Annotated in this window: 7 protein-coding genes; all 7 read left to right on the top strand. The window is 25.9% G+C overall.

The window, feature by feature from the left end; genetic code table 11:
• Window positions 1–81 precede the first annotated feature (81 nt).
• Window positions 82–912: an FkbM family methyltransferase gene (locus tag AMYT_RS08375; RefSeq protein ID WP_114842099.1), complete on the top strand. Its 831-nt coding sequence runs from the start codon at window positions 82–84 to the stop codon at window positions 910–912.
• Window positions 909–2,693, top strand: a complete 1,785-nt coding sequence (locus AMYT_RS08370; protein ID WP_114842098.1) for a tetratricopeptide repeat protein — start codon at window positions 909–911, stop codon at window positions 2,691–2,693. The genes AMYT_RS08375 and AMYT_RS08370 overlap by 4 nt, the downstream gene beginning before the upstream one ends.
• A gap of 8 nt (window positions 2,694–2,701) precedes the next feature.
• Window positions 2,702–4,819 (top strand): type I secretion system permease/ATPase, encoded by a 2,118-nt coding sequence (locus AMYT_RS08365; RefSeq protein WP_114842097.1) that lies wholly within the window; start codon window positions 2,702–2,704, stop codon window positions 4,817–4,819.
• Between the two features lie 3 nt (window positions 4,820–4,822).
• On the top strand, window positions 4,823–6,094 hold the full coding sequence (locus tag AMYT_RS08360) for an HlyD family type I secretion periplasmic adaptor subunit (RefSeq protein ID WP_114842096.1): 1,272 nt from the start codon (window positions 4,823–4,825) through the stop codon (window positions 6,092–6,094).
• 103 nt (window positions 6,095–6,197) lie between these two features.
• Complete coding sequence (locus tag AMYT_RS08355) at window positions 6,198–7,151, top strand: hypothetical protein (RefSeq protein WP_114842095.1); 954 nt, start codon at window positions 6,198–6,200, stop codon at window positions 7,149–7,151.
• Between the two features lie 8 nt (window positions 7,152–7,159).
• Entirely contained in the window at window positions 7,160–8,350 is a 1,191-nt protein-coding gene (locus tag AMYT_RS08350) for a hypothetical protein (protein WP_114842094.1), read from the top strand.
• A gap of 3 nt (window positions 8,351–8,353) precedes the next feature.
• Entirely contained in the window at window positions 8,354–9,052 is a 699-nt protein-coding gene (locus tag AMYT_RS08345) for a hypothetical protein (RefSeq protein WP_114842093.1), read from the top strand.
• The last annotated feature ends 4 nt before the right edge of the window (window positions 9,053–9,056 follow it).

The raw sequence follows: 9,056 nt of genomic DNA, 5'->3' as shown, positions 1-9,056 counted from the left end.
TTATGAACTAAATTCCAATAGCATTTAATAATGTTATTGGGGTTAATTAAATAAGATATTAATTTAAATGGAAAATAAAATATGTTAGAAAATATATTAAATAATGAAAAATTTAATAGAGTTGTTAAAGCAAGAGATGGATATTTACTTTATAATAAAAATGATATTTATATAGGAAAATCTATTGAAGAGTATGGGGAGTTTTCTTATCATGAAACTGCACTTTTTGAACAAATTTGTAAAGAAGGTGATGTTGTTATTGAAATAGGGGCTAATATTGGAGCTCATACTCTTAGTTTATCAAAGCTAGTTAAACAAAAAGGTGTTATTTTAGCCTTTGAACCTCAAAGGGTAGTTTTTCAAACATTATGTGCAAATTTAGCATTAAATAGTATTACAAATGTGCATACTTTTCAAATGGCTTTATCTAATGAAGAAGGATATGTGGCAATACCTGAAATTGATTATTCAAAACAGGGAAATTTTGGTGGTATTAGTGTAGATAAATTTAAAGTTGGAACACCCGTAAAAAAAGAGAAACTTGATAGTTTTAAAGATAAAATCTCAAGATTAAAACTAATAAAAATTGATGTAGAAGGTATGGAAAAAGAGGTTATAGAAGGCTCTAAAGAGATTATACAAAAATTTAAACCTTTCTTATATATAGAAAATGATAGGCAAGAAAACTCAAAAGAGTTAATACAATTAGTTAAATCTCTTGGATATAGGCTATATTGGCATTTGCCTACTTTATTTAATAAAAACAATTTTGCAAAAAATGAAAATAATATTTTTAAAAATATAGTATCAGTAAATATGCTTTGCATACATAAAGATTTTAATATAAATGTGGAAAAAATGACTGAAATAACAGATTCATCTTTTCATCCAATGGCAAAAGGTAAAAAATGAGTAGAAAATTAATTGAAAATTTAAATAATGAAGCTTTTGAAGCATACAATAAAAAGCAATTTAAAATAGCACAACAAAAATATGAAGAGTTATTAAAACTTGAACCAAATGCCTCTGAACATTATTGTAATTTAGGCGTAATTTTAAAAACTCAAAAAAGATATAAAGAAGCTTTTGAAGTATATATAAAAGCTTTAAAAATAAATAGTAAAAACCAACTTGTTTTAAATAATTTAGGAAATCTATTTAAAGAAGTAAAAGATTATAAAAATGCTATAAAAGCTTTTAGTGATGCTATTAAATTAAATCCAAAAGATTTTAATGCTTATAATAATTTAGGTATAGTTTATGAGGCAATAAATGATTATAATAAAGCAATAGTTGCATATAAAGAGGCTGTTAGAGTAAATCCAAATTATTCAAAAGCTATTAATAATATAGGTGTTGTTTTATATAAACAAAAAAAGTATGAGCAAGCTATTGAGATTTTTAAAATAGCTTTAAAAGTTGATCCTGAATACAATGAACTATATAGTAATATTGGTGCTTGTTATAATAAACTTAAAAACTATGAATTAGCAATACAAAACTTGGAAAAAGCAATACAATTAAATCCTAAAAATGCAGGAGCATATACAAATTTAGGAAATGTTTATAATAAATTATTTGATTATAAAAAAGCAGCAAAATTACATGAAAAATCTATTGAGTTAGAGCCAAAAGGCTCAAATGCTTACAGCAATCTGGGGACTTCATATAAAAACTTAGGATATATAAATAAAGCAATAGATAGCTATAAAAAAGCAATAGAATTAAACCCAAATTTTGAAAATGCACATTTTGATTTAGCAACTATATATTTATCTAAAAATGATTTTAAAAATGGTTGGAGTGAATATGAGTGGAGATTTAAAAAAGAAGAGATGTTAGCTCATATATTTAATAATAAAGATATTTTTTCACAACCTATGTTAAGAAAAGAGGATAATATTGAAGGTAAAACTTTACTATTACACTCAGAACAAGGTTTTGGTGATTCTATACAATTTATTAGATTTTTACCTAATTTAAAAGAAAAATTTAAATGCAAAATTGCTGTTAAATGTAGAGATGAACTAAAAGAGTTATTTAAAACTATAAAAGAAATAGATATTTTAACAAATAGAAGTGAACCAACTCCTGCATTTGATTATCATTTACCAATTATGAGCATGCCATATATTTTAAATATGCAAAGTTTAAATGATTTACCAAAACAAATGCCATATTTAACTGCTTTTAATGATAAATCTTTAAAAATAGAAAAATCTAAAGATAAAATAGATATTGGGATTTGTTGGAGTGCCTCAGTTACAGGAGAGAGTTATGAAGGAAAAGTATTTGATTTAAAATATTTTGAGCCATTAATAAACCATCCAAAAATAAATCTTTATTCTTTACAAGTTGGAAATGAAAATGAACAAATAAAAAAATATAATGGAAAGATTATTGATTTAACATCTAAATTAACTGATTTTTCTAAAACAGCTTCTTTGGTTAAACAACTTGATTTAGTAATTTCATCTGATACTTCTGTTGCTCATCTTTGTGGAGCAATAAATGCACCAGTTTGGATTCCTTTACAAAAATATCCAGATTGGAGATGGACAAATAAGGGTGAAGATACTAAATGGTATCCAAGTGCAAAGTTATTTAGACAAAAGACAGCAAGGGTTTGGGATAGTGTATTTCAGTCACTTTACGCTAAACTATCTAAGCAATTTAAAATAAAAATTAAGTAGGTTTTTTATTGGAAAATTATGAAGGGAAGATTGAAAATAGTAGTGAAATAACACCAAAAGAGTTTCCTTTACTATTTTCATTTAAATATATATTAGATTTCTATTTTGGGGATATATCTTTAGACACAATTATAACTTTGAGTGCAAATACAAATGCTGGATTTACTAAAGAAATAGCAATTGATGTTGCTCATGAAGTGGGACTTTATGCTATTTCTAAGCAGATGAATACAGTAGATATTCCAGCACACTTTTTACCTTGTATTGTCTTTGATAAAGAAGATAAACCTTTTATTTTATTAAGTAAAGCAAAAGAAGCAACACTTTTAGATATTTCTACAAATGAAAAACAAATAGTAGAAAATTCTTTTTTAAAAAATTTTACTTCGGTTATTTTAATTTTTAGAGATAAAAAGAAAAGTGAACTTTTAGGTCAAAGTAGAAGTGGTAATTGGTTTTGGGAACCTGTTAAAAGTTTTTGGCGTTCATATATTGAAATAGGTATACTTACAATATTTATTAATATTTTTGCTTTGGCTGTACCTTTATTTACTATGAGTGTATATGATAGGGTAATTCCAAATAATGCCATAGAAACCCTATTTGTATTATCAAGTGGAGTAGTTTTAATTTTATTATTTGATGTTTATTTTAAAAGTGTAAGAAATCATATTATTGAAAAAGTTGGTAAAAAACTTGGGGTTTATTTAGAAGAAGAATTGATGAAAAGAATGTTATCTTTAAAATCTCAATATGATACCATGCTAATTGGTTCAAAAGCAAATTTATTTAAAGAGTTAAATCAAATAAGAGATTTCTTTGCAACAAAATCTATTTTACAAGTAATTGATTTACCTTTTTTCTTTATTGCTTTAATTGTGATTTTTCTTATTTCACCTGCTGTTGCTTTAGTACCTTTATTTATTGCAATTTTTATAATAATATTTAATATTTTTATGCAAATTCCAATTTCAAATTTAAGTAAAAAAAATATACAAAATACTCAAACAAAGCATAGTTATTTGGTGGAAACAATTCAAGGAAGTGAGATAATAAAACTATCAAATGCTACTTCTACAAAGCTTTTTAATTGGAGAAATATAGTAGCCCTAACAGATAATGTTGCACAAAAAATACAATCTTTAAATGTATTTTCAATGAACCTTTCTCAATCTATTGTTCAGCTAGTTACAATGCTTGTTATTGTAGTGGGAGTTTTTGAAATAGCAAATAAAAATCTTACAGTTGGTGGACTTATTGCTGTAACAATTCTTTCAAGTAGAGCAATGGTGCCTGTTATTCAAACTTCTATGATGGTTATTAGGTTTAAAGAGGTAAAAGAGTCTTTAAATAATATTAATGAATTTTGGCATTTACCAATTGAAAATGATAAAAATTTAGAAATAGGTGTTGGAAAACTAAAAGGTGATATTGAATTTAAAGATGTAACTTTTTATTATAAAAATAGTAAATATCCTTCTCTTGATGAGTGTAATATTAATATAAAAGCAGGGGATAGAGTGGGAATTATTGGTCAAACAGGGGCTGGTAAAAGTACATTTTTAAGAATGCTTACTGGACTTGAAATACCAACAAAGGGAAGTATTTATTTAGATGGACATGAGATTTCAACACTTCATCCAGTTGAATTAAGACACAATATTGGAGTTATGCCCCAAGAACCTTTTTTATTTTCTGGAACATTAAAAGAAAATATAGAACTTTCAAACCCTATTAGTAAAGAAAGAATGATGCAACTAATAAAAATTACGGGTCTTGAAGAATTAGTTAAAAAAAGTGGTCAAGGAGATGGTCTTCAAGTGGGAGAAAGAGGTTCAAATCTTTCTGTTGGACAAAGACACTTAGTTGCACTTGCAAGGGCAATTTTAAATGACCCTCCAATTTTAGTTTTAGATGAACCCACAACAGGACTTGACGTGGGATTAGAAAAAACTTTAGTAAATCATGTAAATAAGATTGTTGAAGGGAAAACTTTAATAGTTATTACGCATAGATTTGCAGCACTTGATATGGTAGATAGAGTTATTGTTTTAAATAATGGAAAAGTTGTGGCAGATGGGCCTAAAGATAAAGTGCTTAATGCACTATCTCAAAGAAAGATATAAAATATGAATAAGTTATTTGAAGAAGAAAAATGGAATTATTATGTATCAGTTATTCCTATAATGATATTTTTTGTTTTATTTCTTTTTTGGGCAGGTTTTAGCAAAATTGATGAAGTTGTAAGAGGAGAGGGGAAAGTTGTACCTTCAGGACAAACAAAAGTCTTACAAAACTTTGAAGGGGGAATTATCTCTTCTATTTTATTAAATGAAGGAGATAAGGTAAAAAAAGGTGATACGATTTATACTTTAACAAATGCCTTTTTTAAAGCTGATTTAAAAGCAAAAGAGATTGAACTTTTATCTTATGAAGCAAGTGCAATTAGACTACAAGCTTCAATAGCAAATCAAAAAAATATTCAATTTCCTTCCTCTTTAGAAGAAAGAATACCAGATATTATTGAAAATGAAAAAAGAATTTTTTTAGAAGATTTAGAAAACAATAATACAAAGATTAGTTTAGAACAAGACAAAGTTTCTCAAAAACAATTAAAACTAAAAGAAGCTCAAATAAAATTTGAAAATTTAACATTAGAGTTAAATTTAGCCCAATCAAATATGAAAATTTTAGAAAACTTATATAGTAAGAAAGTTGTATCTAAAAAGGAGTATTTAGCAGAGTTAGCAAAAAAGCAAAGTATTGTTACTAGAATTGAAGAAATTAGAAATACTATTCCTATTATTAAAGAAGAGATTGAAGAATCAAAAAAAAGAGTTGAAACTGTAAAATCAGAGATTAGAACAAAGTTTTTAAAGCAATACTCTTCTTTAAAAGTAGAGATAAATAAACTTGTGGAAGAAAATAAAGCAAATCAAGATAGAGATCAAAGAAAATCAGTAGTTTCTCCTGTAAATGGAGTAATTAATAAACTATATTTTTATACTGTTGGTGGAATTGTAAAACCTGGTGATAAGATGGCTGAAATTACACCAATTGATGATACTTTAACAATTGAAGCTAAAATAAAAACTTCTGATAGGGCTCAAATTTGGAGTGGACAAGATGTATCAATAGAAATTACAGCATATGATTTTTCAAAATTTGGATTATTAAAAGGAAAATTAGTGTCAATCTCTCCTGATAGTTTTGAAGATAGAAGTGGCAATATTTTTTATATTGCTAAGATAAAAGCTAATGATTATGAGTTTGCACCAGATTTACCAATTTTACCTGGGATGGTTGCAAATGTAAATATTTTAACAGGTAAAAAAACTATCTTACAATATATATTAAAACCATTAAAAGATATAAGTCAAAATGCTTTAGGTGAAAAATAAATAAAAATTTGTATCGAAACTTAAAACAAGATAATAATTTTTTAATAATATAGTAAGATAAAATATTATACTATATCTAACTTATTAAGGGGTAGGTTGTTTTATGTTTAGTTTTATTAAAATGCTTGAAAATTTCTTAAGAAATTTAAAAAAGAAAAAAGGCCTTTGGTTTACGACACTTTCTGTTATTTCAATAGTTGGTATTTCATTTTCTATGTATATCCTTATGACAATGACTGAAAATGTTTCAAAAGAAGTATATGTAAGAATGTCTGAAACTTACAATACAAATTTAGTTAATAGAATTAATAGGAAAGAACAAAATTTTAAAAAAATAATAGCTTCAGTTTATTCAAATTCTAATTTAATAACGGCAATGGAACAAAATAATATTAATGCAGTTGATACTGTAATTAATAGTTATAATGAAAATCTTAAAAAAAATGGTTTTGATGAAATGTCAATAAAATATTACACTTCTTCAAATCAAATAAATCAATATAGAAATAGTATAAACTCTGTAATTACAAATAAAAATAAAATCTTTGGAATAGAAGTTTTAAATGATGGTATTTTTGTTATTTTAATAGAACCTATTTTAAAAGATGAAAATGTTTTAGGGGTTCTTGAAGTAAAAGAGTCTATTCATACTTTAAAAGCCCAATTTCAACAAGATAATGCAATTTTTGCTTTTTTACTTGACCAAAAGATGCTTGGTAAACTCTCTTTACAAGCAAAAACAGGTAAATATAGAGATGTAATTGATGATTATAAAATAGAAGAACAAAAATATGATGGTTCTTTTTTTGCAAAACTTATTGAAAATGGAAAAGATGGCTTTAAGCAGTTACTAGATGTTGGATATTTAGTTGATGATACATATTATAAAACTTATAAAAAAATCTCTGATATAAATGGTGCTACTATAGGATTAGTAATTCTTGGAGAGAAAATCGAAGGTAGTGGGGCGTTTGTTAATATTGTTGATAAAATGACAAAGACAGTTACTACAGTTGCTCTTGGATTAGTTATTTCAATACTACTATTTATGTTCTAAGGTTTAGTATGAGAAGAATTAAAATATTAAAAATATTTGTTATATTTATGCTTTTCTTACTATTTTTAGTATATTCAAACTTTGCATTAATTAAAAGTTTCTTTATGGCTACATTAAATTTTAATATAGCTATTTTAACGGTATTTTTAATTGGTCTTTTAGTTGTTTATCAATCATCTATTAGACTTACTATGCTTGCAGGAACTTTTGGAATTTTAGCTTATAAAAAAGGTAAAGAATTAGAGTTTTATTTACAAGGTATAAGTGGACTTATGCCTGCAACTATTGCTCACATGTTTAATAGAAGGGCTCAAAAAGGGGTTTTATATTTTACTGAAACTGAAGCAAAAGATGTAACAAATTGGCTTGCTGATCAATTTTTTAATCAAAAAGGATATACAAGCTTCTTTGTTGGAACATCACTAATGTTAGGTCTTTTTGGAACATTTACAGGACTTCTTGTAGCAATTGATGAAATGGGTTCAATTATTTTATCTTTAGGTGGAGATGATATTGATATTGGAGAGATTATGACAGGTTTCTCTGGCCCTTTAGGTGGTATGGCTATTGGATTTGCTTCTTCACTTTTTGGTGTTGCCTCAGCTATTGTTTTAAATGTAATGCAGTATATTCTTACAAGAAATCAAGCTTCATTTTTAGAAGATGTTGAAGATTGGTTAAAAGGTAAAATAATTGAATCTCAATCTTCTGATATTTTAGAAGAGATTACAAGTGCCTTATCAGAAGAAAATGGAAAACAAGTTTTATCAAAACTTGCAAACTCTTCTGGTGTTGCCTCAGCAGTTGGAGCGCCTGGAATTCCTGGGGGATTTATTGATATTTTTATTGATACTATGGGAACTTTTACTGATAAACTTGAAAAATCAAATAAAGCTTCTCAAGAGTTATATGAAATTATTACTTCAAATTTAGCTGAAAATACAAAAGCAAGTGAACATGAATCTTTATTATTAGAAAGTGTTGATAATTCATTAAAAGAATTAAATGTAAATCAATTTTCAAATGCAAGTATGATGGAAGAGTCTTTACAAGAGATCTCAAATGTTATTTTAGCAGAGCATAAAACTATTAAAAAAAGTCTTCAATTACAAGAAGAGAATAATAAATTATTATTGGAATTAGTAAATGCTTTAACTAAAAAAATAGATACTTTAGAAAAAACTGTAGAGAGTAGATAATATATGGCAAAATGTGAAGAAGAATTTAACCCTTGGCCATCATTTGTTGATATCTTTTCTTCTGTTATTTTAGTAATGCTACTATTTTTACTTGTAACTTTAGTAAATTTAGGATATTACGCACAGTTTAAATTTAAAATATCTTATACAGGTTCAATTGCAACTGATGATTTGATTTTAAATAGTAATCCTCAACCTGTTGTTGAAAAAGTTTTAAAAACAAAAAAAGAAGTACAAGAAGTAGTTGATAAATTACAAGAGAAAATTGAGGTTTTAGAAAAAACATTACAAAATACGAAAAATCTTGAATCTCCAGGTATTGATTATGCTGAACAAATGGATGATAATAAAGAATCTAAACAAAAGAGTATTGAAACAGATGAATATATGATTGTAACTTTTAAAGATAATGAAATTTTTGTTGATGATGCCATTATTAAAAAGATAAAAGCTTTTACAAAAAATATAAAAGAAAAAATAGGTGAGCACAAAATCTATATTAGTGCTGTTGATCCTAAAAATCAAGTAAGTGCAACTATTGCAAAACAGATTTCTTTAGGAAGAACTATAAGTGCTAGAAATCTTATTCGAAAATTTGGTTATGAAAAAAAAGATGTAAAAGTTGATTTATTATCAAAAATAGATTTAAAAGAAAAATTTGACGATAAAAATGGATATATCGTAATAAAAGTTAAGAAGTAGTTTA

The organism is Malaciobacter mytili LMG 24559, assembly GCF_003346775.1.
GTDB lineage: Bacteria > Campylobacterota > Campylobacteria > Campylobacterales > Arcobacteraceae > Malaciobacter > Malaciobacter mytili.
This window is presented reverse-complemented; position numbering and strand designations above follow the sequence as displayed.

Excerpts from the sequence above, each read along its gene's own strand:
- AMYT_RS08375 (WP_114842099.1), top strand. The coding sequence starts at position 82 with ATGTTAGAAAATATATTAAATAATGAAAAATTTAATAGAGTTGTTAAA.
- AMYT_RS08370 (WP_114842098.1), top strand. The coding sequence starts at position 909 with ATGAGTAGAAAATTAATTGAAAATTTAAATAATGAAGCTTTTGAAGCA.
- AMYT_RS08360 (WP_114842096.1), top strand. The coding sequence starts at position 4,823 with ATGAATAAGTTATTTGAAGAAGAAAAATGGAATTATTATGTATCAGTT.
- AMYT_RS08355 (WP_114842095.1), top strand. The coding sequence starts at position 6,198 with ATGTTTAGTTTTATTAAAATGCTTGAAAATTTCTTAAGAAATTTAAAA.
- AMYT_RS08350 (WP_114842094.1), top strand. The coding sequence starts at position 7,160 with ATGAGAAGAATTAAAATATTAAAAATATTTGTTATATTTATGCTTTTC.
- AMYT_RS08345 (WP_114842093.1), top strand. The coding sequence starts at position 8,354 with ATGGCAAAATGTGAAGAAGAATTTAACCCTTGGCCATCATTTGTTGAT.